The sequence below is a fragment of the Microbacterium sp. EG9 genome (assembly GCF_059759475.1).
Genome location: NZ_CM186217.1, coordinates 1,325,351 through 1,349,113, shown reverse-complemented (window position 1 = coordinate 1,349,113; position 23,763 = coordinate 1,325,351). Strand labels below are relative to the sequence as shown.

Sequence of the window (23,763 nt, the reverse complement as noted above, 5' to 3'; positions counted from 1 at the left end):
GGGTCACCCGCACCCGGGCGCGCTGGTTGCCTCCACGTCGACATCGTTCATCATCGGGGTGTGCACGACGACGGGCTGCAGCCCGGCGCCGCGTGGGGCGACGAAGTGGAACGTCAATGTGCGCTCCTGTCCGGGAGCGAGTGTCACACGCGCGAGGGTCGCCGCCGACGCGTCGCCGTCGACGTCGGTGGAGGAAGCCCGTTCGCCGTCGAGCTCCACGCCGCCCAGGAACCATCCGTCCGGGATCATCGCCGTGACATCCGTCGTGATGTCGCCGGGGGCGGACGGGTTCGCCGCTCCCGTCATCCACACGGAGAAGTCGCGAGCCGCCACGGTCGCGCTGCTGCGCAGCGTCACGGCGAGCGTCACGTCGGCGGCGCCGTCGGCCCGGCACGTCTGCACCGACGGAGCGATGCGCGTGTGCAGATAGGTGTCCATCTTCCCCGTCGTGGCATCGTTGAAGAAGACGCCCACGGCGTCGGGTCCCGCCGCGCGCAGGCGGGCGAGCGCTCCGCCGAGCGGGCCCTGCGCCAGCGCCGACCCCTCATCCGCCCGGGCGCTCCACACCGACACGCGCCCCTGCGCGACCGGCTTCGCGAGGGCGTCCATCCAGCGGAGCGGATCGAGGGGACGCGACGAGAGCGCCGCGAACAGCCGATCCGTGAGATCACTCTGCATCGCCGTCTGCTCGTCGGCCGTCTTCTCCAGGTAGGGCCGGACCAGGATGTCCTCGACCACGTCGCCGCGGTCGACGACGGTGCCGTCGGAGAGGGTCAGTGGCCCGGTGATCGTGAGGAGAGACGCGAGCACGGCGGGATCGACCGCCACCACCGTGTCCGGCGCGGCATGGCCGAGCGACTGCCACCACGCCGACGCGAGCCGTGCGCTGAGGGCGAAGTCGGGGGTCATCGTCGCATTCATGACGAACCGCCCGGGAGCCTCACCGTAGAGCGCCACGAGATCGGGAGGAAGCTCCGCGATCGGATGATCGAGCGAGTGGAAGGCGCGGGAGTCGACGTGGTCGGTCACCTCCAGGCGACCGTCGACCGCCCGTATCGCGAGGAAGGAGCCGGTGATGCCGCCGCCGGTGCGCGTCTCCGCGGTGTTCTGGATCATGACCAGAATCGTCCGCGCACCGTCGGCACCCAGCATCCCCGGGAGCGCGTTCGCCGCGGCGGCCGCGTCCCGCAGCAGCGGCGCCCCGGCGCCGACCGCGACGCCGGCGCGGTCGGCGGCATCCCGCAGCGGACCGACGAGCTGGTCGCGGGGGAGCGCGGTGAGGGCGCCGTCGGCGGCGGCCACGCGCTGCGCGAGGGCGTCGAGCGGAGCCGAGACCGCGGCGACCCCCGACAGGTCGATCGTTCCGTCCGCACCGCCGGTGGGCTGCGCCGCGACGAGGACGTCTCCGGTCGCGGCGGCGACGTCGCGGACGGTGTCCGCCAGCATCCGCACGGCGGCGGTGTTCGCCCCCACGACAGGGATCGCCTCACTGGCTCGCCACAGCGGGTCCGACGTCAGGGCGGCTGCGCGCGACGCATGCTCCCGTGCGGCATCGACGACGGGGGTCAGTGCGGCCAGGTCGCCCGCGGCGAGGGCCGCCGACAGGCGCGGCTGCAGCGCGACGACCTCCTCGAGCTCGTTCTTCGCCATCCACCCGCGGATGCCGAGCCATCCCGTCACCGCGAGGAGCAGCCCGACCACCACGACGGCGACCAGAGCCCCCCGCCGCCGCTTGCGGCGGCGCGATCCGGTCGCGGTGGTGGGCGGCGCGACCTCAGTCACGGGCGCGGCGCGCGCGCCGGGCGTACAGCAGGGCACCGCCGCCGACCACGAGCGCGAGCGCGAGGGCCGTGAGCGGGAGCACGGCTGCGCCGTCGCCGCCCGTCGCCGGTAGCGACATCCCCGCAGCCGCGACGGCTCCCGACGTCGCCACACCGGCGGGGTCCGTCAGACACGCCGGCGTCGACGGCGGGTAGGAGAGCGCGACCCGCAGTGACGGGTTCACCTCGACGGTGGCCGAGATGTCGCCCCTCGTCCAGGCGAAGTTGCCCGGCGACGCGACCCACTGACCGTTCTCGAAGGCCCACCCGGGCCAGCCGTTCCCCTGCCCGTTCTCGTCCACCGATGCGCCGGGCCAGAGCACCCGTCCGGACAGCGTCCCGTCGACGATCTCCCCGAGCGCGATGGTGGTGCTCTGCGCGCCGTCGGTCAGCACCAGGCGCGCCGTGTGGCTCGTGGCCTGCCCGTCCGGATCGTTCAGGACCACCGAGTAGTCGATCCACGGCACGTTCGCGTCGCAGGACGGCGAGACCGTCGTCCCGCTCAGCGACGGCGATGACGGCGTGTCGGGGCCGTAGTCGTCGCCGGTATCGGCAGCCGACGCGGCCGACGCACCCCCCGACAGCAGAACGACGGCAAGAAAAACGGGCAGCGCGTACTTACGCATGATGATGCCTCCCCCAGGCGATGCGAGCCCAAACCCCCCAGCCGGGCCTCGTGGCGACACCGTACCACGTCGGAACGACGCGAACCAGTAGGATCGGGGGAGCGAATGGGTCGGCTGGACGGTCGCGTGGCGGGGTCACCCGCACCGAGGAACGTCCGGGCTCCACAGGGCAGGGCGGTGGGTAACACCCACCCGGAGCAATCCGCGAGACAGTGCCACAGAGAGCAGACCGCCCCGGACTCCGCTCGTCGGAGCACCGGGGTAAGGGTGAAAGGGTGGTGTAAGAGACCACCGGGATCGTGGTGACACGGTCCGCACGGTAAACCTCGCCCGGAGCAAGGCCAGACAGGGGATGCCGACGCGGCTCGCCGAGTCCCCGGGTAGGCCGCTGGAGCGGCACGGCAACGTGTCGCCGAGAGAGATGACCGTCCACGGAGCGCGAGCTCCCGGACAGAACCCGGCGTACAGGCCGGCCCATTCGCCTTATCCCATCTGATCAGGTATTTCCTGGGGTACGCGCCGCCAGTCCGCCTGGAGTCCGCAGAAGGTCAAGAACGCTGTCGATGGCCCCGCGCGTGCGGTCGTCGGAGTCACTTACAGGAGGCGAAGCCGCGCGTCTGTCGCTGACTCGCGCCCGGAGCATCGCGCGCGCCGTTCGAAGCCCTTCGTGCCCGTGCATGAGCAGCGGACGCGGCGCAAAGTACTCCACGATGGACGTGGCGCATCAGTGTCCGTATGGGCCGGCGGCGTGCTGGGTCACGGGTGGCCACTGTAAGAGCTCTCCTATCCCGGGGAGTCGCCCACAAGCAAGAGTTTGTCCTCCTGACCGACGGTCGACTCACCGCGGTCATCCACGTGTTCCACCGTCGATTCTTGATGATGCTCGTCGGATCCGCTGTGCGGACGACGACCCGGGCCGCAGTCGGCAACCTGGACCGTGTAAACCTTCAGAATCTGCGTGCGGGGATGGTCGACCTGCTCGCGAAGCTCTAGTCACTCGCAGCTCTCGTCGTCGAGTCAGATCTGATCCCTCGGCCTGGAGTTTAGGTACTCCACGCTCCCCGGGGGCGCGGGCCTCGCAGGAGAGAGGGTCGGCGCTCACACAGATGCCCGCTCCGTGACGTCGAGGTCTACGGCGGGTGACCGCGCCGCACCGGACTCTCGGGGCGTCGCTATCGCAGTCGATAGTCCAGCATCATGTCGCAGCCCCGGCCTGTCCTTCATAGGTCAGTCGCTTTGTCGGGCTGTCCGACTGTCCGCTGGTCCAATAGCATCCGCATATGGGACTTCTTGAGGATGCTGAGGCGGCGGCCGAGAGACAACGTGCACGCGAGGAGGCGAAACGTGTGGAGGCGCGCAACTTGCAACGGCTCGCACACGATGCGCTCGATCAGTGCGCTTCGGAGTTCGCGAAGGCAGCACAGGCCCGGTCCCTCCCAACCGTGCGCATCGAACGCGGTCGACACCGCGAGGGATGGCTCGTGAGCATATGGGAGAGCACCAACGATTATTCGATCGGCGAAACCGTGCTGGTGACTCGTAGCGGCTCCTGGTATTGGACGAAGGACGAGAAGAAGGTGCCGTTCTTGTGGGGCATGCCCCGACGTATCAAGGTCCAGGTCGATGAGCGCACTCCTCCACGAACCAGCGAGGCGGCGATTAGGAGCGCATTCACCGAGACACTCGCCAAGTACCTCCAGTAGTCGTACACAGGTCAGCGTCGCGACACGGCCCCGGTTGGCCCTCACAGGTCGACCGGGGCCGTTCTGCGTTGAGGGCCCGCGAAGGCGCCTACATGTCTGGGATCACCAACGGGGCCCAATGAGCGGAATCACCGCCTCACCGGGATGACGCGGTGTGCCAACGAACGCCCACCAGAGCCAATATCTGCGCTCTCAGAACCCGGCGTACAGGCCGGCCCATTCGCCTCACCGCGTCCGGCAGGGTTCGCGACCCGACCGCCGGAGGGGTCAGAGGGGTCGTTCGAGCCGGGCCTTCGCCTCGCGCTCGATCAACACCGGCAGGAAGTCCTTGACGCGAGCGCGCGAGAAGTGATCGCGAGCCTCCTCGACAGCAGCCCTCACCGCGGAGGCCGGGGCGTTCGGGAAACGCACTTCGAGACGTTCGACGATCTCTTGGATGACCGCTTCGGGATCCGCGGGCTGGGTCGACATAGCGACGAGCCTACGCCGCGCAGCGCGACGACGGTAAGACGGAGAGAGGCGGAACGCAGCTCTGCGTCCCGCCTCTCCGCCGCTTGCATCAGCGTGTGAAAGTGGAGCTCGACAGTCCCCAGACCGTCAGGCTCACCATAGAGCGAACAGGACGCGCGTGGCAACAGTCGATCGCGCTACACCGCCAGCGCCGCCGCGCCGATGATCCCCGCGTTGTTGCGGTGCGTGGCGGGGACGATGGGTGTGGAGAGCTGCAGCAGCGGCAGGAACTCGTCGGCGTGCTTCGAGACCCCTCCGCCGACGATGAACAGATCGGGGCTCAGGAGGAAGTCGAGGTAGCTGTAATACCACTGCAGGCGCTTGGCCCACTTCTTCCACGTGAGCTCGTCGCGCTCCATCGCCGAGTAGGCCGCCCACGCCTCGGCATCCTTGCCGTGATGCGCACGCTGGAGATGTCCGAGTTCGGCGTTCGGGATCAGGACGCCGTCGTACAGCATGGCGGTCCCGATGCCGGTGCCGAGCGTCGTCAGCAGCACGAGGCCGGGCACGTCGCGAGCGGCACCGTATCGCGCCTCCGCGACACCGGCGACATCCGCGTCGTTCGCGAAGTGGATCTCACGGCCGAGGCCGTCCTCGAAGAACTTCTCGGCTTCGAAGCCGACCCAGGTGTCGGCGACGTTGGCCGCGGAGAGGGTCTTGCCGTTCTTGACGATCGCGGGGAACGCGACGCCCAGCGGGATGTCGGCGTCGGTGACGCCCAGCGTGTCGAGAACGGTCTGCACCGCCGCCAGCACGTCGTCGGGCTCGGCGCCGGTCGGCGTCGCCACCTTCACGCGGTCGCTGAGGAGCTTTCCCTCCTCGAGGTCAACGAGGGCACCCTTGATGCCGGTTCCGCCGATGTCCACACCGACCGCGCGGGTCGCCTTCGTCGTCATGCGGTCCAGCCTATCCAGGTCCTCCGCGCCCATCGTTAGGATCGAGCCAGAGCCCCCACAGGAAGGACCTGCCATGACGTCAGGCGACGAGAAGTACTGGTACAACCTCACGACCGGCGCCGTCGAGCGCGGGTTCGAGTCGCCCGCCATCGACCGCGCCGGACCGTTCGACACGGCCGAAGAGGCGGCGAAGGCTCCGGAGCTGCTCGCGAAGCGTTCGCGCGAGTGGGCCGAGGACGACGCCCGCGAGGGCGACTGGGGTACGTCGGGCGACGCGTCGCACACCGACGGGGACCGATAGTCTGGCCTTCGGCCCGGCTTCCCTTCGAAGCGGCATCTGAGAGGACGCGATGGACAAGCAACGGGACTTCGTACTGCGCACGATCGAAGAGCGGGGCGTGAAGTTCGTCCGCCTCTGGTTCACCGATGTGATCGGAACGCTGAAGTCGGTCGCGATCGCCCCCGCCGAGGTGGAGGGCGCCTTCACCGAAGGACTCGGCTTCGACGGATCGGCCATCGAGGGCCTGACCCGCTCGTACGAGTCGGATCTGCTCGCCCACCCCGACCCGACGACGTTCCAGACGCTCCCGTGGCGCGGTGAGATCGACCCGACGGCCCGCATGTTCTGCGACATCACCACGCCCGACGGGCAGCCGGCGGTGGCAGACCCGCGGCACGTGCTCAAGCGCACGCTCGCGAAGGCGGCGGATGCCGGGTTCACGTTCTACACCCACCCCGAGATCGAGTTCTACCTGCTGAAGTCGTCGTCGTTCGGCCCCGAGGGTCCGGAGCCGGTGGATTCCGCCGGCTACTTCGACAACGTCCCCGGCGGCACGGCCCACGACTTCCGCCGCCGTAGCGTGCGGATGCTCGAGGACCTCGGCATCTCGGTGGAGTACAGCCACCACGAGGGCGGCCCCGGGCAGAACGAGATCGACCTGCGCTACGCGGACGCCCTCGCGACCGCCGACAACATCATGACCTTCCGCACCGTGGTCAAGGAGGTGGCGATCGAGCAGGGCGTGTACGCGACCTTCATGCCGAAGCCCCTGTCCGGCAAGCCGGGAAGCGGCATGCACACGCACATGTCGCTCTTCGAGGGCGACCAGAACGCCTTCTACGAGGAGGGCGCGCAGTACCAGCTGTCGAAGACCGGTCGCCAGTTCATCGCCGGACTGCTCACCCACGCGAACGAGATCGCCGCGGTGACCAACCAGTTCGTCAACTCGTACAAGCGGCTCTGGGGCGGCGACGAGGCGCCCAGCTTCATCTGCTGGGGTCACAACAACCGCTCCGCCCTCGTGCGGGTGCCCATGTACAAGCCGAACAAGGGGCAGTCGACGCGGGTGGAGTACCGCGCGCTCGACTCGGCGGCGAACCCGTACCTCGCCTTCGCGCTGATGCTCGCCGCGGGCCTGAAGGGCATCGAGGAGGGCTACGAGCTTCCGCCGGAGGCCGAGGACAACGTCTGGTCGCTCACGGATGCCGAGCGACGCGCGCTCGGCTACGCGCAGCTGCCCGCGAGCCTCGACCACGCGCTGGAGTACATGGAGGAGTCGGAGCTGGTCGCCGAGACGCTGGGCGAGCAGGTGTTCAACTACGTGCTGCTCAACAAGCGCCGCGAGTGGCACGAGTACCGTGCACAGGTGACGCCCTTCGAGCTGAAGAGCAACCTGGAGATGCTCTGATCCGTCATGACCTCGAGCGAGCGCACGTCGGTTCTGACGCTGCTGGCGCGCGACGGATTCGGTGACCTCGGCGACGCCGACGCGCTGCTGACCGAGCTGGCGGAGGCCCTGGGCCTCTCCCGCGAGGACATCCTGCGCGGCGCCCAGCACGCGGCCGATCCGGACGGCGCTCTGGCGGCGCTCGCGCGCATCGCGCGCCGCGACGCCACCGCCGTCGCGGAGGCGCTGACGCGGGGAGGCTCTGCGCTGTGGCGCTTGCTCGGCGCGTCGACGGGATTCGCCGACTTCTTCCTCCGACACCCCGCCGAGCTCGCCCACCTCGTCGGCCCCGAGGTGCCGCTGCCGACGGCGGAGGAGTTGCGGCGCGAGCTGACCGATGCGGTCGGCGCGGATGCCGACGGTTTCGCCGCGACGGGCGACGAGAGCGCGTGGGTGGCGCTCCGCGTCCGCTACCGGCGCATGCTCGCGCGCATCGCCGCCCACGACCTCGGTGCCGACGACGCCGTCGCCGTGCTCGCACCGGTCGCGGCGAGCCTGGCGGATGCCGCCGGTGCCGCACTCGAGGCATCCCTCTGCGTCGCACGGACGCGGGTCGCCGGGGGTGCGCCCGGATCGGGTCTGTTCCCGCGCGACCAGGTCGCGGCGACGCAGCTCGCGATCATCGGTATGGGCAAGACCGGCGCGCGCGAGCTCAACTACGTCAGCGACGTCGACGTCATCTTCGTGGGCGGGGGAGACCCGCAACTCGTCGAGCAGGTGGGCGAGAGCCGCGTGATCGACATCGCGACGCGGCTCGCAGTGCAGACGATGCGCGGCATCTCCGGGATGGAGATCGAGCCTCCCCTGTGGGAGGTCGACGCCAATCTGCGCCCGGAAGGCAAGCAGGGCGCCCTCGTGCGGACCCTCGACTCCCACCTCTCGTACTACGACCGCTGGGCGAAGAGCTGGGAGTTCCAGGCCCTCCTCAAGGCACGCCCGTTGGCGGGCGACCGTATTCTCGGTGAGGCATACGTCGCGGCCGTCCAGCCGAAGATCTGGACGAGCGCGGCCCGGGAGAACTTCGTCGACAGCGTGCAGCGCATGCGCGAGCGGGTGACGGACCACATCCCCGCCGCGGAGGTCCCCTACCAGCTGAAGCTCGGTCCCGGCGGCATCCGCGACATCGAGTTCACCGTTCAGCTGCTCCAGCTCGTGCACGGGCTCACCGACGACACGATCCGGCAACGGGGCACCCTCGATGCGCTCGAGGCGCTCGTCGGCGCGGGCTACATCGGGCGCGAGGATGCCGCGACGTTCTCGCATGACTACCGGGTGCTGCGGGTCCTCGAGCATCGCGTGCAGCTGCGTGACCTGCGCCGCACCCACCTCATGCCTCAGCAGCCCGACGGTCTGCGGGTGCTCGCTCGCGCGTCGCGCCTGGCGGACGGCGGGCCCGGCGTCTGGGCGCTGTGGGAGGGCATCAAGCGCGAGGTGCGCGAGATCCACGTGCGCCTGTTCTACCGCCCCCTGCTGTCGGCGGTGGCGGCGCTGAGCTCGGACGAGCAGCAGCTGTCGACCGCGCAGGCGCACGATCGCCTCGCGGCCATCGGGTTCCGCGATCCGGCGGGAGCGCTGCGTCACATCGGCGCGCTCACGGGCGGTCTGAGCCGCAAGGCCACCATCCAGCGTCATCTGATGCCGGTCATGATCCGGTGGTTCGCCGACGGGGTCGATCCGGACTACGGCCTGCTCGCCTTCCGGCGCATCAGCGAGCGTCTGGGCGACACGCCCTGGTTCCTGAGGATGCTGCGCGACTCGGCGGGTGCCGCGGAGCGGCTCACCCGCGTGCTGTCGGGATCGCGCTACATCGGCGAGCTGATGGAGTGGATCCCCGAGTCGGTCGCCTGGCTCGATTCCGAAGACCAGCTCCGCCCGCGCCCCGGCGTCGCCCTCCAGGAAGAGGCGCGCGCGATCCAGACGCGGCACGAGACGGTGGTCGAGGCCATGCGCGCCGTGCGCGCTCTGCGTCGCCGGGAGCTGTTGCGGCTCGCCTTCGGGGCCGTGCTGGGCACGCTGACGATCGATGAGCTCGCACAGGGCCTCACGACGGTCAGCGAGGTGACCATCCAGGCCACGCTGCGCGCGGTCCGCCGCGACATCGTCGGCGCCGAGGACGCCGCGCTGGACTTCTCGGTCATCGCGATGGGCCGCTTCGGCGGGGGAGAGCTGGGCTTCGGATCCGACGCCGACGTGCTCTACGTCTACGACGCGAACGGCCTCGACCCGCAGCGCGCGCACGATCTCGCGCTGCGCCTGGTCGCCGGCATCCGCACCTACTCCGAAGATCATCGGGTCCCGTTCGAGCTCGACGCCGACCTGCGTCCGGAAGGGCGCAACGGACCGCTCGTGAGGTCGCTGGACTCCTACACGGCGTACTACCGTCGGTGGTCGCTCTCGTGGGAGGCCCAGGCCCTGCTGCGCGCTCGCGGCGTCGCCGGGAGCGTGAAGCTCGTCGGCCGGTTCATGGCCCTCGCCGACGAGGTGCGCTACCCCCGGCATCCCGTGCAGCAGGACCTGCGGGAGATCAAGCGGATCAAGGCGCGCGTCGAGAACGAGCGACTGCCCCAGGGCGCCGACCGGTCGCGACACCTCAAACTCGGCCCCGGCGGGCTGAGCGATGTCGAATGGCTCGTGCAGCTCTGGCAGCACGAGCACGCGCACGACGTCCCGGCGCTGCGCACGACATCCACCCTCGACGCGCTCGAGGCCGCCCGGGCGGCCGGACTGGTGCCGGATGCCGCCGCGCAGCGTCTCCACGACGCGTGGCGGCTCGCGAGTCGACTGCGGTCGGCCAACACGCTGCTGTCCGGCCAGACGAGCGACGTCCTTCCGACCGATCGCGGCAAGCTCGACGGCATCGGCCGTCTGCTGGAGTACCCGCCGCGGTCGGCCACCCTCGTCGAGGAGGAGTGGCTGCGGACGGCGCGACGGGCGCGCCGCGACTTCGAGAAGCTCTTCTACGGCTGAGCGGATGTCGGGGCCGTGCGTGTGCCGTGCTCGGACTCAGCACGGCGTGCCCAGCGCTGCCAGCTCCCGGTGATGACGGCGGCGCCGGCTCCGATGATCAGCCACGCGGCGGCGGACCCGATCGCGCCGGGGGCGAGCAGCCCGAGAAGCATCGCCACCACGCTCGCCAGGGCGACCGCCAGAGCCGTCAGCACCAGATGGAGGGTGGTGCGCCAGGGATGCCGCCGCAGCCCCGTCCCGGCGACGACCGGGCGGTCCGCCGCGATCACGGGGCACGCGATCGCGACCACGACCGGGATCGCGACGGGTGCCGCCACCGCGAACAGGGCGACGGCGACCGCGGCGACCGCCGTGCGGCCCACTGTGCGCGCCCGGAACCGCCCCTGGGCGATCACCCATAGCGCGGCCGCCGCCGCACCGAGGACCGCACCGGAGACGACGGCGAGGGCGATGGCAGCGGCATCCAGCGGTTGACGCGGCGCGACCGCGACGAGCGCAGCCTGTGCGGCGGCGTTGGCCACCACGACGGCCCCCGCGAGGGCCACCCGCGTCAGCGACGTCGGAGCGGCGCTCATCCGCGCGCCGCCGCGTCGAGCACATCCGACAGGAGGCCGGAGAAGAGCGTCTGTCCGCCGACGAGCACGTCCAGTCGCGCGTCCGACGAGACGCTGGAGGCGACCGAGACGTCGCGGCCGTCGAGCGTGCGGCCGGTGCAGGTCACCGCGGGCCCTGCTCCCACGGTCGCGCAGACGGGCGCCTCGAGCAGATCGATGCCCTTCTGCTGCAGGACGTCGATCGCTCCGAAGCGCACTTCGGCCAGGCCGTTTCCTCCGACCGGTGCGAGGGCGGCGACCTGCGAGCAGCCCGCCAGGCCCGCGGCGACGGCGCACGCCACGAGGGCGCAGGCGAGCCGAGCGGCGCGCATCAGAGGTTCCCCTCGTGCGCGAGGATGCGCGTGCGCGCGGCGAGATGCTGCGCTTCGAGCGCCGCATCGCTGATCGTCGCGAGATCGAACGGCGCGGGCAGGAGGAGCTCGGTGTTGCGGTCGAGCGCCGACCCGCGGCGCATCAGCGGAGTCTCGGCCCAGTCGTTGGACGCGAGCTCGCGACTGCGCGAAGCGAGCGCGAGATAGTCGCCGCCGCTTCCCGGCCGCGGATCGGCGGCGTGGTCGACGACGGTCGTGAAGATCGAGAGCGTGCCGTCCCGGTTGTCGACGAGTTCCACGGTCTGCTGCTGCTGCGGGAAGTCGATGCAGGATGCGGTCGTGATCTCCCAGAAGCCGCCACCGCCCGACGCGCGGTGCGCGAGGATCTGGTTCAGGTGGGTGTGTCCGTTCAGCCACGCCACCACCACGGGGTATCTCACGAGCATCGCCACGAACTCGTCGGCTCCGAGCAGCACCTCCTCCTGCCCGGGCCGCTGTGCCCGGTTCTCCAGGGTGTCGCTGTTGTGATGGCTGAGCACGATCGCGAGCCGGTTCTCCTTGGTGGCCGTGACGAGCTCCGCCTCGAGCCAGTCGAACTGGTTCTTCGGCACGGCGCCGTCGGGGCCCGCGACCTGGTTGCAGGTGTCCAGGCCGAACACCCGCACCCGCGGCGACAGATCGGCCTTCCACCACGTCTGGCCGGAGCGCAGATTCTCCTCGGTGAAGCCGTGCCCCACCGGGCCGGGACGATCCGCCGTGCGGAAATGCTCCGTCATGAACTCCTGCTGCGTGAACAGCGCCCGCCCCGGATCGGCGGGGACCGCCTTGAATCCGGGACGCAGCCCCAGCTCGAGCCCCCACGCATCCAGGGTCTGCTGCACGGCGCTCGTGCGCGCCGCGTAGCCGCCGAGCGCCATCGCCGCCGTCGCCTCCAGGGTGTACGACTTGCGTCCGCCCACCGCGAGGGCGCGCAGTTGCGTGTCGAGGTCGAACGTTCCGAGCAGGAGCGTCTCGTGGTTTCCGTAGACGGTGTACCAGGGGGCGGGCAGGCCCACCGACGACACGGGGTGGGCGATCGCCTCGTCGAGCAGGCTCGGCAGGGTGGGGAAGCCGTAGGCGCCGAACGCGCCGCCCGTCGGATCGGCCGGCCGATAGGCCCAGACGGCCTCGGCCCACGCCTGTACGCCCTGGAACGTGTCGCTCGTGCGCGGGTCGACGGTCAGTCCGTCGAGCAGGTCGATGTACCAGCGCAGCTCGCGGTGCGAGTGCATGTCCGCGCTGTCTCCGGTGACGACGGCGGCATCCATCGGAGCGCCGGTGACGGGGCTGTACCGAAGATCGGAGATCGACCTGGTCATCGCGGCGATCACGTGCGGGCTGAGCGGGTCCTGCGGATGGAATGCCGATCCCCACGCGGCGTGGTCCTGCACGATCATCGGCTCGATGCGGCCGGGCGACTGCGCGTCGATGACGTGCATGTCCGAGAGGTGGGCGAGGTAGAGGAGCGACCGACGTGATGCGGCGCGCCCGGAGTCCGCGGAGCGCCCGAGCACGTCGAAGCGTGCGATGTGGGGCTCACCCGCGCCGGCGACGAGCGTGCGGTAGGAGCCCTTCTGAACCGGCCCCTGCAGGATCGTCTGCAGGAGCGTGCTCGGTGCGTCGGCGACCGCGCGCGGCGGTGCGGCGAGAGTGTGCGCGAGCTCGTCGCGGGGGAGTGCGCCGGCAGCGGCGAGACCGCCGACGACGGCGAGGAACTGGCGGCGGGAGAGCACGCCCACGGGCACCTCCGGGTTCGGCGCGCTGACGCAATCGGGTGCGTCAAATCTAGCGGGCCGCGAGCGCGACTCACCAGATGCGGATGCCGCGACGCGCCGACGACCCGCATCCGTGCCCGGATGCCGCTACGCCTGCGCCGGATCGAGCGGCTCCACCACCACGGCCGTGCCGTACGCGCAGAACTCCGTGAAGCTGCCGATCGCACCCGAGTCGAACCGCATCGCCACTACGGCGTTGCCGCCGCGCTGCTGCGCTTCGGCCCACATCCGCTGCATCACCTCGAAGCGCGACTCGTAGATGACCTTCGTGTACTCGGGCATCTCGCCGCCGGCGAGCGAGCGGAAGCCGGCGGTGAAGTTCTGGCCGAAGTTGGCCGACCGCACCGTGAGCCCCATGACCTCGCCGAGGACCTTGGTGATGCGATAACCCGGAACGTCGTTCGTGGTGACAGCGAACATGGTGACCTCGTCTCTGTGATCGGCCCGATGCTCCGTCGCCGAGGCGGCGTACGGATGGTGCCGGGTCGATCCTATGGACGCCGCGGCCCCGTTCGCACGCAGACCCGCGGGTACGAGAAGCGACGCCGACGCACTGTCGCGGCGCGGAGGCGATCGACAGCGCTCCTCGTCGCTGGAGGGAATTCGCGCGCCCTCGAAGAATTCTCGAAAGTCTCTCGGCATGACTCGCGCCGTGCATAATGTGTTGGCGGAAAATAGCTCATTCACCCGAATATCGGTAGAGACTTTAGCCCGATGTGGCACCGGCGGCCCACCGGATAGCTTGGATTCATGACGAACGAGCTATCTCGAAGAACTCTTCTCGCCATAGGGGGACTCGTCGGGGCGATGATCGCCGCCAGCGAGACGATCAGTCCCGCTTATGCCGGCGAAATGTGGGGATACCCGTTTACGTCCCGGATCAATCCGTCACGCGGTTGGGGCGGCTCCTATCCGGAGTACACCCCGAAACCCGGTCCGCATCGAGGGATCGACTACCCGTTCGGTGGCGGGACACCGGTGTACGCCGTCGCGCGGGGCACCGTGGTCTACGCAGGCTGGGACTCGTCCGACGAATGGAGTTGGGCCGGCTATCACGTGCGCCTGCGGCACCCATCCGGGTGGACCTCGCTCTACGCCCATATGAGCGCCCTCACGGTCCGAACCGGCGATCAGATCGATCTACACACGCAGGTGGGCAATGTCGGGCGCACCGGCGGCGACTGGGACAACCATCTGCACCTCGAACTGTGGTCTTCGAGCCGCCGCGCGGATCACCTCGACCCCTATCCGTACATCCATAACGCCCCCTTGGCGGGAGAGGTAGACACAATGTCCCCTGAGCAGTACAACACGATCATCGCGAAGCAAGACGAGGTCATCTTCTGGGTGAAGCAACTCGGCGAAGCGCTCCTGAACGGCCGAACGCAATACGGTCTCGACAAGCGTCCCGTCGATATGATCCTCGATGGCGTGGTCGAAACTCGCACGCGCGTCCGCGGCGACGTGACGAAGAACTACGACATCCTGCAGGACATTCTGTCCAAGGTCAGCAAATAGTCTGCGGGCGTTCTCGACAGGAATTCTCTCACCGTCATCCGTCATCAGCCCCTCACCACCGCTTCCGCGGGGTGAGGGGCTGATTCTGTCGCGCAAGACGACGAGAGCCCGCCCCGGACATTCGCCGGGACGGGCTCTCGCCTCAGATTCTCTGCGGACTACCTGCCGACCAGGAGGCGGTCACGCCTCGCGGTCACTCGGTAGAACGTCAGACGCCGAAGTACAGCTCGTATTCGAACGGGTGCGGGCGCGCGGCGAGCGGCTTGATCTCGTTCTCGATCTTGTACTCGATCCAGGTCTCGATGAGCTCGGGCGTGAACACACCGCCGGCGAGGAGGAACTCGTGGTCTGCGCGGAGCGCCTCGAGCGAGTCGAGCAGCGAGTTCGGCACCTGCGGGATGTTCTTGGCCTCCTCGGGCGGCAGCTCGTAGAGGTCCTTGTCGACCGGCTCGTGCGGCTCGATGCGGTTCTTGATGCCGTCGAGGCCCGCCATCATCTGCGCGGCGAACGCGAGGTACGGGTTACCCGAGGCGTCGGGCGCACGGAACTCGATGCGCTTGGCCTTGGGGTTGCTGCCCGTGATCGGGATGCGGATCGCGGCCGAGCGGTTGCCGGCCGAGTAGACCAGGTTGACCGGGGCCTCGTAGCCCTTGACGAGACGCTTGTAGGAGTTGAGCGTCGGGTTGGTGAAGGCGAGCACGGCCGGCGCGTGCGCCAGCAGACCGCCGATGTACCAGCGGGCGAGGTCGGACAGGCCGCCGTAGCCCTTCTCGTCGTAGAAGAGCGGCTTGCCCTCGAGCCACAGCGACTGGTGCGTGTGCATGCCCGAGCCGTTGTCGCCGAAGAGCGGCTTCGGCATGAAGGTCGCGACCTTGCCCCACTGCTCGGCGACGTTCTTGACGATGTACTTGAACTTCAGGATGTCATCGGCCGCGTGCACCATGGTGTCGAAGCGGTAGTTGATCTCCTGCTGGCCGCCGGTGCCCACCTCGTGGTGAGCGCGCTCGAGGATGAGGCCCGAGTCGATGAGGTGCAGGCTGATGTCGTCGCGGAGGTCGGCCGTCTTGTCGACGGGGGAGACGGGGAAGTAGCCGCCCTTGTACGCCGTCTTGTTGGCGAGGTTGCCGCCCTCTTCGGCGCGACCGGTGTTCCACGCGCCCTCTTCGGAGTCGACGCTGTAGAAGGAAGCGTTCTGCTTCACCTCGTAGCGCACGTCGTCGAAGATGTAGAACTCCGCCTCGGGGGCGAAGAAGGCCGTGTCGGCGATGCCGGTGGAGGCGAGGTACTTCTCCGCCTTCTTGGCGACCTGACGCGGGTCCTTGCTGTAGATCTCGCCGTTGCGCGGGTTGTAGATGTCGAAGAGCATGATGAGCGTCTTCGCCTCGCGGAACGGGTCGATGTAGGCGGTCGAGACATCGGGGATGAGCTGCATGTCGGACTCGTGGATGTTTGCGAAACCGCGGATCGACGAGCCGTCGAAGAGCTGACCGACCGTGAAGAACTCCTCGTCGACGGTCGAGGCAGGGATGTTGAAGTGCTGCTGCACACCAGGCAGATCCGTGAAACGGATGTCGAGGAACTTGACGTCCTCGTCCTTGATGAACTTCAGAACCTCGGATGAATCTTTGAACATGGAGTCTCCAAGATCGGGTGTGAAACACGCCTGAACGGGATCAGGCTCTCCTCGACGCTATCGAGGACCGGTTGCCCGGCAGTATCCCCTGTGTTTCGGGGATGTTACGGCGACGCGGATAAGCTGAGCCGGTGACAGCCGGTACGACTGAGAATACGGGACATTCCGACGACAGCTATCCCGGCGAGCGGCTCGGGCTGCCGCAGACCGGCGCGGGAAGCATCGCCCGGATCGGGCGCCGCATCGGCGCCCTGGCGATCGATCTGGCCACGGCGACCCTCATCGCGTACGCGTTCTTCCCGACGATCGACGAGGTCACCGGCTTCCGCAACGCCAACCCGGTGGCATCGAACATCATCTTCCTCGCGGTGCAGATCCTGTTCATCCCCACCCTGGGCGGCAGTCCGGGGCACCGGCTGCTCGGCATGAGGGTGATCCGTGTCGGCGGCGGCTGGACGGGACTGTGGCGGCCGCTCGTGCGGACGTTGCTGCTGGCGCTGGTCATCCCCGCCGTGATCTGGGATGCGGATCAGCGGGGACTGCACGACAAGGCCGCAGGGACCGTTCTCGTCAGAGGGTGACGGTCACCGCGGGCGCGGGGCGCGGGCGCGCATCGGGTCGATGCCCTTGGGGATCGGCAACGACGTCACCGACTGCGAGACGGAGTCCACGCGCTTGACGACGGCCGCCATCGTCGCGCGGTCGACCTTCTTCGGGAACGACTTGATCGTGGCCGAGAGCTTGGAGATCGGGATGTCGCCCTCGCCGTGACCGATGTAGAGCACGTTGATCGGCACTCCCGATGCCACGCGCTGTACCTTCATCTTCTCGTCGTTGACGAGCCGCGTCAGGCGTCCACGGGCACCTTCTCCGACGATGACCACGCCGCCGCGTCCGATGACGCGGTAGACGGCGTCCTGCGTCTTGGGGTTGACGCCGACGGGCATGTCGGAGGCGACCCAGCTGCGCCCGAGCGAGGTGGAGAGCACGTGCCCGGCGGCGCCCGGCATCCCGTCGAGCTTGATGTACATCGCACGCGTCGACAGGCGCGTGAGCACGATCATGGCGCCGAGCAGACCGAACAGCAGACCGGTGACCCCCCAGAGGATGATGCTCCAGATGGCGGTGGGCGGGATCAGGAAGCCCACGAGCACGCCGATGCCGATGCCCACGACGACGACCGCCGCCAGAACCCACGGAAGCCACGAGAACTCGGCCTTCGTGAAGGTGTACAGGGAGCGGAGCTGGGAGAAGAAGCCGGGGCCCTTCTCGGGAGCGGTACTGCGGGATGCCATGGCACACAGCCTACCGTCGCGGGGCAGCCCGCACGCGCGGGCGTACGCCTGCCCACGCACCTCCTCCCCAGCCGTCGGATCTCCCGCATCGTCCACAGATGAGGGGCGGCGGAGTCAGCGCGCCAGGCCGCTCCACGACGCTCGGAGCATGACGTTCGACGCCTCTCCGCTCGCCCCGCCGCCGATGCTGCGGACGCTGCGCGCGGACGAATCGCCGTTCCCCGGCGTCCTGCGGGCCGGAGACCCGCCGACGGTGTGGGTGCCCGCCGATGAGCTTCCCGACGCCGTGTGGCGGGCGCGCGGCGACGAACACGTGCTGGCGCCGGTGGACGTCGCACGCTCCGCCGACGGCCATGTGGCGCTGCTGCCGCACTGCGCGCAGCGCCTGGCCACGGTCATCGCCGCCGGTGGGCCGCTGTCGCCGGGAGCCGTGGTCACCGCGGCGATCAGCCTGCTGCGCGGCGCGGTGGAGGCCCTGCGCTGCGGCATCTCGATGGGATCGTGGTGGGTGGATGCCGATGGTCGCCCCGTCCTGGCCGCGGACGGCTCCGCGCCGTGGCGGCAGGAGACGGTGCGGATGCTGGAACTGCTGTCCGACGACTCTCGCGGCTCTCGCGGCTCTCGCGGCGCACTCGGTGCCGCGCTCGCGGAGGCGATCGAGCTCGTGTCCGCCGACGAGATCACTCCGCGTCGGCACGAGCGCGTGGAGCAAGCCCTGTTTTCGGCGGCGGAGCCCTCATCGCTGATCGGCGACGAGCGACGGGAGGACGCGACGTCGCGCCCGCGGCGCGCGGCGACGGCGCGGATCGCGGACGACAGCCCCGTGACCGGCACAGCACGCTTCGCCGGAGGGGCCGGCGCGCTGTTCGATCATCACCTCGTCGAGCGTGCGCATGAGGCGATCCGTGCGACCGCCTCGTCGATCTCGCGGTTGCGCCAGATCCGCGGACGCGCGCAGGTGACGCCGCGTCGGCACGCCCGTGGCGGTGAGCCGGCGGTTCCGAGCGCCGCGGCGTCGCCGGCGCGGCGCTCGCACCGTCACCGCGCTCCGGCGCTCGTGGCCGCGGCCATCGCCCTGGTCGTAGTCGGCGTCGGCGTGGCATGGCCCGTCGACGACTCGCCGTCGGCGGCGATCGGCACCACCTCCACGGGCGCGCGCGGCTCCGCCTCCGAGGGGGCGAGCACGCCCTCCCCGACGGCGACGGCACCGCGGGCCGCACCGACCGCGGCGCCGACCGCGGGAGCGGGCGTGGACGCCGCAGACGAGCGCGCACAGGTCGACGGCCTGCTGTCGGAGCTCGCCGCGTGCGTCGCCGGCGGCGTGTGCGACGGCGTCCTGGAAGATCCGACCGCCTCGATGCCGGTCGGGGTCGCGACCGACGCCGCTGCCGCGCGTCGCATCGACGTGCTGGACGAGTACGGCGGCGTCGCGGTCTACCGCGTCAGCGCCGACGGGCGGGCGCCGCAGGTGGTCGTCCTCGTCAGCACCGACGGAAAATGGCTGGTCCGCGACGTGTACGACGTCGCGGACCAGCCATGAGGACGACCCGAGTGAGCGGGGCGCCCGAATCAGATGCCGAGCGTGCTCTCGAACTGCGCGTCCTCGAGGCGCGTCTTGACCGCGCCCAGGAAGCGCGCCGCGTCGGCGCCGTCGATGATGCGGTGGTCGTAGGACAGCGCGAGGTACACGTAGGAGCGGACCGCGATCGCCTCGACGCCGTCGACCTTCACGATGCCGGGCTCCTTGACGACCGCACCCGTACCGAGGATCGCGGACTGCGGAAGGAACACCACCGGAGTGTCGAACAGCGCGCCGCGCGAACCCGTGTTCGTCACGGTGAACGTGCCACCGGCGAGCTCGTCGGGCTTCAGCTTGTTGTCGCGCGTCCGCGCCGCCAGGTCGGCGATCTCCGAGGAGATGCCGGCGAGCGTCTTGCCGCCCGCATCGCGCACCACCGGGGTGAGCAGACCGCGCTCGGTGTCCACCGCGATCGAGATGTTCTCGGTCGCCGGGTACACGATGTCGGTGCCGTCGACGGTCGCGTTGATGACCGGGAACGCCTGCAGCGCCTCGGCGGCGGCGAGCACGAAGAACGGCAGGAACGACAGCTTGCCGCCCGTCTTGGCGACGAAGTCCTTCTGGACCGCGGCCCGGTACGCCGCGACCTTGGTCACGTCGACCTTGACGACGGTCGTCAGCTGAGCCGTCTGCTGCATGGATGCGACGGCGCGCTCGGCGAGGACCTTGCGCAGGCGCGACATCGGCTGCGTCGTGCCGCGCAGCGGCGACACCTCCAGAGGCGCGGGCGCCGCGGCGGCGGGAGCCGCAGCGGGCGCGGCCGGGGCGCTCTGGGCGGCCTCGGCGGCCTTGAGGACGTCCTCCTTGCGGATGCGTCCACCGACCCCGGTGCCGACGACGGAGGCGAGGTCGACGCCCTGCTGCTGCGCGAGGCGTCGGACCAGCGGCGTCACATAGGTCGCGACGTCGTCGTCCGTCGCCGCGGCGGCGGGAGCCGGAGCGGCAGCCGGTGCAGGAGCGGCCGGCGCGGCGGGAGCAGCAGCCGGAGCGGGAGCGGCAGCCGGAGCGGGAGCAGCAGCCGGAGCGGGAGCGGCAGCCGGAGCAGGCGCAGCAGCCGGGGCGGGAGCAGCAGCCGGTGCAGCAGGCTCGGGAGCGGGCGCCGCGGCGGCCGGGGCGGGCGCCCCGGAGCCGATGCGGGCGAGCGTGGCGCCGACGGCGACCGTCTCGTCCTCGGAGACGAGGATCTCCTGCAGCGTGCCGGCCACGGGCGAGGGGATCTCGGTGTCGACCTTGTCGGTCGAGATCTCCAGCAGCGGCTCGTCGACCGCCACGTCGTCGCCGACCTGCTTCAGCCAGCGCGTGACGGTGCCCTCGGTGACACTCTCGCCCAGCTCGGGCAGGACCACGTCCTTCGCGTCGCCGGAGGCGGCGGACGCCTCGGCCGGCGCGGGCGCGGCAGGCGCTTCGCTCTGTGCGGGCACGGCGGGCGCGGGCTCGGCCTCGGGCGCGCTCTGCGCGGCGGCGGGCGCGTCGTCGGAGGCCGGGGCGGCGGAGCCGTCGCCGATCTTCGCCAGGACGGCGCCGACCTCGACGGTCTCGTCCTCGGCCACGAGGATCTCCTCGATCACACCGCTGACGGGGGAGGGGATCTCCGTGTCGACCTTGTCGGTCGAGATCTCGAGCAGCCCTTCGTCGGCCTGGATCGTGTCACCGACCTTCTTGAGCCAACGGGTTACCGTTCCCTCGGTGACGCTCTCTCCGAGCGCGGGGAGGACCACGGATGTGCTCATGACTGTGTCTCCTTCAGAAGTTCGATGTCCGACAACTAGCTTAGTGACCCTTGCGACCGCACAGCGGCCCGGGCGTCGGACGCGGGTTGGGGTGGCGGATGGGGCTCAGATGGCGTGCAGCGGCTTGCCCGCCAGGGCGAGGAAGGCCTCTCCGAGGGCCTCGCTCTGCGTGGGATGGGCGTGGATGTAGGGGGCGATGTCCTCGGGATGGGCCTCCCAGCCGACGGCCAGCTGACCCTCGGTGATGAGCTCGCCGACCCGATCCCCGACCAGGTGGACCCCGACGACGGGGCCGTCGGCGACCCGCACGACCTTGACGATGCCGCCCGTGCCGATGATCTCGCTGCGTCCGTTGCCGGCGAGGTTGTACTCGTACGCGACGACGGCGTCGCCGTGGGCCGCGCGCGCTGCGGCTTCCGTGATGCCCACCGACGCGACCTCCGGGTGGGAGTAGGTCACGCGCGGGATCGTGTGCTCGGGCACCGCGATGGGGGAGAGCCCGGCGATCTCCTCCGCGACGAAGATCCCCTGCTGGAACCCGCGGTGGGCCAGCTGCAGGCCGGGGACGATGTCGCCCGCCGCCCACACGTGGGCCACGCTCGTGCGCAGGCGGTCATCGACGACGACGAAGCCGCGCTCGATGCCGACGCCGGCCTCCTCGAATCCCAGGTCGGCCGTCGCCGGGCCGCGCCCGACGGCGACCAGCAGGTACTCGGCCGACAGCTCGCTGCCGTCCTCGAGAACGAGCGTGACCGCGGCATCCGTGGGCGTCACCGACGCGAAGCGCGACCCGAGCCGTGCCGTGATGCCCCGCTTGCGGAAGGCACGTTCCAGCGCCTTGCTCGAGGAGACGTCCTCCGCGGGGACCAGGTGATCGAGGGCCTCGACGATCGTGACCTCGGCCCCCATCGACCGCCAGGCGCTCGCGAACTCGACGCCGATCACGCCGCCTCCGAGGACGATGACGGATGCCGGCACCTCGGTCAGGGCGAGGGCCTCCTCGCTCGAGAGGATGCGCCCGCCGATCTGGATCCCCGGGAGCGTGCGCGTGTAGGAACCGGTCGCGAGCAGCACGTCGGTGCCGCGATAGAGGTCCTCGCCGACGGCGACCGCCGGCCCGTCGGCATCCACCGCGAGCCGTCCGGCTCCGGCGACGACCGTGATCCCGCGCGCCTTCACGAGACCCTCGAGACCCTTGTACTTCTTGGCGACGATGCCCTCGCGGAACGCCGTGACGGCGGCCGCGTCGATGCCCTCGAACGAGGCGCGCACGCCCACCTGGGCGGCGTCGCGCACGCTGTCGGCGACTTCCGCCGCGTGGAGGATCGCCTTCGTCGGGATGCAGCCGCGGTGCAGGCAGGTCCCGCCGAGCTTGTCCTTCTCCACGAGCACCACCGAACGGCCGAGCTCGGCCGCTCGCAGGGCGGCGGCGTAGCCGGCGGAGCCTCCGCCGAGGACCACCAGGTCGGCGCGGTGTTCGGTCATCGTGCGTCTCCTTCGACGAATGCGAGCAGCGAACGGATGGTCGCCGCGGTCGGACCTTTGTCCGTGGCACCGGTGGCGGATTTCGTGGATCCGCTGCCGGCGATGTCCAGGTGCACCCAGGGGATGCGGGGCGCGTCCTCGGCATCGGACGTGCGTCCGACGAATCGCTGGAGGAACAGTCCCGCGAACAGCGAACCCCCGGTGGGGTCGCCGATCTTCGCGTTGACGAGGTCGGCGATGGGGGAGTCGAGCTCCTCCTCCATGTGGGCGGGAAGCGGCAGCGGCCACGCGGGCTCGTCGACGGATGCGGCGGCCTCGAGATACTCCGCGACCGCGTCCTCGCTTCCCATGACCCCGGTGTGCCGCGATCCGAGCGCGACCGAGATCGCACCGGTCAGCGTCGCGACGTCGATGAGGACGTCGGGGCGGGTGCGGCTCGCCGCCACCAGACCGTCGGCCAGCACCAGTCGCCCCTCCGCGTCGGTGTTCAGCACCTCGACGGTCGTCCCGCCGAGGATGCGCAGCACGTCGCCGGGGCGGATCGCGCGGCCGGAGGGCATGTTGTCGGCGAGACACAGCCATGCCGACACGCGCACCGGCAGCCGCAGCTGCGCCGCCGCGCGTACGACGGCGAGCACCGTCGCCGCACCGCACATGTCGTACTTCATGCCGACCATGCCGGCCGCGGGCTTCAACGACAGGCCGCCCGTGTCGAAGGTGATGCCCTTGCCGACGAGCGCGACATGCCGAAGGGCGTCGGCCGGGTGGTAGTCCACCCGCACGAGTCGCGGGGGGCGATCCGACCCCTGGCCCACGCCGAGGATTCCGCCGTATCCGCCCTCGGCCAGCTGCGTCTCGTCGAGCACCTCGACCTCGACGGGGAGGTCGCGCAGGACGTCCACGGCGGCGTCTGCGACATCCTGGGGGCCGAGCCATTCGGCGGGGGTGTGCACGAGGTCCTTGACCAGCGCGGCCGCCGCACCGACGGCGCGGACGCGTTCGAGCTCCGACTCCGACGGCGCGTGGTCCGCCCGCAGGATGACGCGACGGGCGCGAGCCGGCGCCGCGGTGGTCTTGTATCCGTCGAACCGGTAGCCGCCGAGGACGGCGCCCTCCGCCGCACCGCGCCAGCCGTCGGCATCCGCGCCCACGGCCTCGATCGCGATGGTGTCGAAGCCCGCCGTGGTGCGGATCGCGGCGCCGACCGCGTCGCGCAGCGCCGACGCCCCGGGGCGCGAACCTGTTCCGACGACGATCAGGGGGAGACGGGTGGAGTCGGCCACCGCGACGCGGATCGCCCCGCCCGCAGCGCCCGTGAAGCCGACCGCCTCGAGAGCGTCGGACAGGCCGGGCCAGTGCCCCAGCTCGTCGGCGACCTCCTCGAGAGGCGGCAGGGCCAGGACGAGGGCATCCGCCTCGATCCCGCGCAGAGGGTCGGTGGTGTACGACAGCTCGGGAAACGCCATGACCTCCATCCTAGGTTTGCCGTTCGCCGCGGTGGCGTGCGCCCGCCCCCCACCGGCGCGCCGCCCGCG

General features: G+C 70.4%; 20 protein-coding genes and 1 other RNA gene. 8 read left to right on the top strand and 13 right to left on the bottom strand.

The window, feature by feature from the left end; genetic code table 11:
* Positions 1 to 3 precede the first annotated feature (3 nt).
* Both AC6CQV_RS06300 and AC6CQV_RS06295 read right to left on the bottom strand, forming a co-directional pair.
* Positions 4 to 1,782: a DUF4012 domain-containing protein gene (locus AC6CQV_RS06300; protein ID WP_498260543.1), complete on the bottom strand. Its 1,779-nt coding sequence runs from the start codon at positions 1,780 to 1,782 to the stop codon at positions 4 to 6.
* Complete coding sequence (locus tag AC6CQV_RS06295; protein WP_498260542.1) at positions 1,775 to 2,446, bottom strand: LPXTG cell wall anchor domain-containing protein; 672 nt, start codon at positions 2,444 to 2,446, stop codon at positions 1,775 to 1,777. Before AC6CQV_RS06295 ends, AC6CQV_RS06300 begins: the two co-directional genes overlap by 8 nt.
* A gap of 106 nt (positions 2,447 to 2,552) precedes the next feature.
* Here AC6CQV_RS06295 and rnpB point away from each other — a divergent pair.
* Positions 2,553 to 2,927: RNase P RNA component class A (rnpB, locus tag AC6CQV_RS06290), an RNA gene on the top strand.
* 799 nt (positions 2,928 to 3,726) lie between these two features.
* On the top strand, positions 3,727 to 4,149 hold the full coding sequence (locus tag AC6CQV_RS06285; RefSeq protein ID WP_498260541.1) for a hypothetical protein: 423 nt from the start codon (positions 3,727 to 3,729) through the stop codon (positions 4,147 to 4,149).
* A gap of 267 nt (positions 4,150 to 4,416) precedes the next feature.
* Here the strand turns inward: AC6CQV_RS06285 and AC6CQV_RS06280 are convergent, their stop codons facing one another.
* A complete protein-coding gene (locus tag AC6CQV_RS06280) occupies positions 4,417 to 4,620 on the bottom strand; it encodes a three-helix bundle dimerization domain-containing protein (RefSeq protein WP_060958918.1) in 204 nt (67 codons plus the stop codon).
* Between the two features lie 176 nt (positions 4,621 to 4,796).
* Positions 4,797 to 5,555: a polyphosphate--glucose phosphotransferase gene (gene ppgK, locus AC6CQV_RS06275; protein ID WP_492491376.1), complete on the bottom strand. Its 759-nt coding sequence runs from the start codon at positions 5,553 to 5,555 to the stop codon at positions 4,797 to 4,799.
* Positions 5,556 to 5,628: 73 nt separating this feature from the next.
* Here ppgK and AC6CQV_RS06270 point away from each other — a divergent pair, with 73 nt between their 5' ends.
* Genes AC6CQV_RS06270 through AC6CQV_RS06260 form a run of 3 tightly spaced genes read left to right on the top strand, consistent with a single transcriptional unit; the run spans position 5,629 to position 10,249 of the window.
* Positions 5,629 to 5,856, top strand: a complete 228-nt coding sequence (locus AC6CQV_RS06270) for a hypothetical protein (RefSeq protein WP_060958916.1) — start codon at positions 5,629 to 5,631, stop codon at positions 5,854 to 5,856.
* Between the two features lie 49 nt (positions 5,857 to 5,905).
* Entirely contained in the window at positions 5,906 to 7,243 is a 1,338-nt protein-coding gene (gene glnA, locus AC6CQV_RS06265; protein WP_060958915.1) for a type I glutamate--ammonia ligase, read from the top strand.
* A gap of 6 nt (positions 7,244 to 7,249) precedes the next feature.
* On the top strand, positions 7,250 to 10,249 hold the full coding sequence (locus AC6CQV_RS06260) for a bifunctional [glutamine synthetase] adenylyltransferase/[glutamine synthetase]-adenylyl-L-tyrosine phosphorylase (protein WP_498260540.1): 3,000 nt from the start codon (positions 7,250 to 7,252) through the stop codon (positions 10,247 to 10,249).
* Here AC6CQV_RS06260 and AC6CQV_RS06255 read toward each other — a convergent pair.
* From AC6CQV_RS06255 to AC6CQV_RS06240, 4 genes are all read right to left on the bottom strand, one after another.
* Complete coding sequence (locus tag AC6CQV_RS06255) at positions 10,240 to 10,824, bottom strand: hypothetical protein (protein WP_498260539.1); 585 nt, start codon at positions 10,822 to 10,824, stop codon at positions 10,240 to 10,242. The genes AC6CQV_RS06260 and AC6CQV_RS06255 overlap by 10 nt on opposite strands.
* Complete coding sequence (locus tag AC6CQV_RS06250) at positions 10,821 to 11,174, bottom strand: hypothetical protein (protein WP_498260538.1); 354 nt, start codon at positions 11,172 to 11,174, stop codon at positions 10,821 to 10,823. The genes AC6CQV_RS06255 and AC6CQV_RS06250 overlap by 4 nt, the downstream gene beginning before the upstream one ends.
* Positions 11,174 to 12,952, bottom strand: coding sequence for a TIGR03767 family metallophosphoesterase (locus AC6CQV_RS06245; protein ID WP_498260537.1), 1,779 nt, complete (start codon positions 12,950 to 12,952; stop codon positions 11,174 to 11,176). Before AC6CQV_RS06245 ends, AC6CQV_RS06250 begins: the two co-directional genes overlap by 1 nt.
* 123 nt (positions 12,953 to 13,075) lie before the next feature.
* A complete protein-coding gene (locus AC6CQV_RS06240) occupies positions 13,076 to 13,408 on the bottom strand; it encodes a YbjQ family protein (RefSeq protein ID WP_060958910.1) in 333 nt (110 codons plus the stop codon).
* A 330-nt stretch (positions 13,409 to 13,738) separates the two neighbouring features.
* Here AC6CQV_RS06240 and AC6CQV_RS06235 point away from each other — a divergent pair, with 330 nt between their 5' ends.
* Entirely contained in the window at positions 13,739 to 14,506 is a 768-nt protein-coding gene (locus AC6CQV_RS06235) for a M23 family metallopeptidase (RefSeq protein ID WP_498260536.1), read from the top strand.
* Between the two features lie 208 nt (positions 14,507 to 14,714).
* Here the strand turns inward: AC6CQV_RS06235 and glnA (AC6CQV_RS06230) are convergent, their stop codons facing one another.
* Positions 14,715 to 16,139 (bottom strand): type I glutamate--ammonia ligase, encoded by a 1,425-nt coding sequence (glnA, locus tag AC6CQV_RS06230; protein WP_060958909.1) that lies wholly within the window; start codon positions 16,137 to 16,139, stop codon positions 14,715 to 14,717.
* Between the two features lie 131 nt (positions 16,140 to 16,270).
* Here glnA (AC6CQV_RS06230) and AC6CQV_RS06225 point away from each other — a divergent pair, with 131 nt between their 5' ends.
* Positions 16,271 to 16,720, top strand: a complete 450-nt coding sequence (locus AC6CQV_RS06225; RefSeq protein WP_060958908.1) for an RDD family protein — start codon at positions 16,271 to 16,273, stop codon at positions 16,718 to 16,720.
* Between the two features lie 3 nt (positions 16,721 to 16,723).
* Here the strand turns inward: AC6CQV_RS06225 and AC6CQV_RS06220 are convergent, their stop codons facing one another.
* Entirely contained in the window at positions 16,724 to 17,434 is a 711-nt protein-coding gene (locus tag AC6CQV_RS06220; protein ID WP_060958907.1) for a DUF4191 domain-containing protein, read from the bottom strand.
* Positions 17,435 to 17,582: 148 nt separating this feature from the next.
* Here AC6CQV_RS06220 and AC6CQV_RS06215 point away from each other — a divergent pair, with 148 nt between their 5' ends.
* Positions 17,583 to 18,974, top strand: a complete 1,392-nt coding sequence (locus tag AC6CQV_RS06215) for a hypothetical protein (RefSeq protein WP_498260535.1) — start codon at positions 17,583 to 17,585, stop codon at positions 18,972 to 18,974.
* Between the two features lie 29 nt (positions 18,975 to 19,003).
* Here AC6CQV_RS06215 and sucB read toward each other — a convergent pair whose 3' ends face one another.
* From sucB to AC6CQV_RS06200, 3 genes are all read right to left on the bottom strand, one after another.
* Positions 19,004 to 20,743 carry a 2-oxoglutarate dehydrogenase, E2 component, dihydrolipoamide succinyltransferase gene (gene sucB, locus AC6CQV_RS06210; RefSeq protein WP_498260534.1) on the bottom strand — a complete coding sequence of 580 codons (1,740 nt, stop codon included), beginning with the start codon at positions 20,741 to 20,743 and terminating at the stop codon, positions 19,004 to 19,006.
* A gap of 105 nt (positions 20,744 to 20,848) precedes the next feature.
* Positions 20,849 to 22,228: a dihydrolipoyl dehydrogenase gene (gene lpdA, locus AC6CQV_RS06205; RefSeq protein ID WP_498260533.1), complete on the bottom strand. Its 1,380-nt coding sequence runs from the start codon at positions 22,226 to 22,228 to the stop codon at positions 20,849 to 20,851.
* Entirely contained in the window at positions 22,225 to 23,694 is a 1,470-nt protein-coding gene (locus tag AC6CQV_RS06200; protein ID WP_498260532.1) for a leucyl aminopeptidase, read from the bottom strand. The genes lpdA and AC6CQV_RS06200 overlap by 4 nt, the downstream gene beginning before the upstream one ends.
* Positions 23,695 to 23,763: the final 69 nt, after the last annotated feature.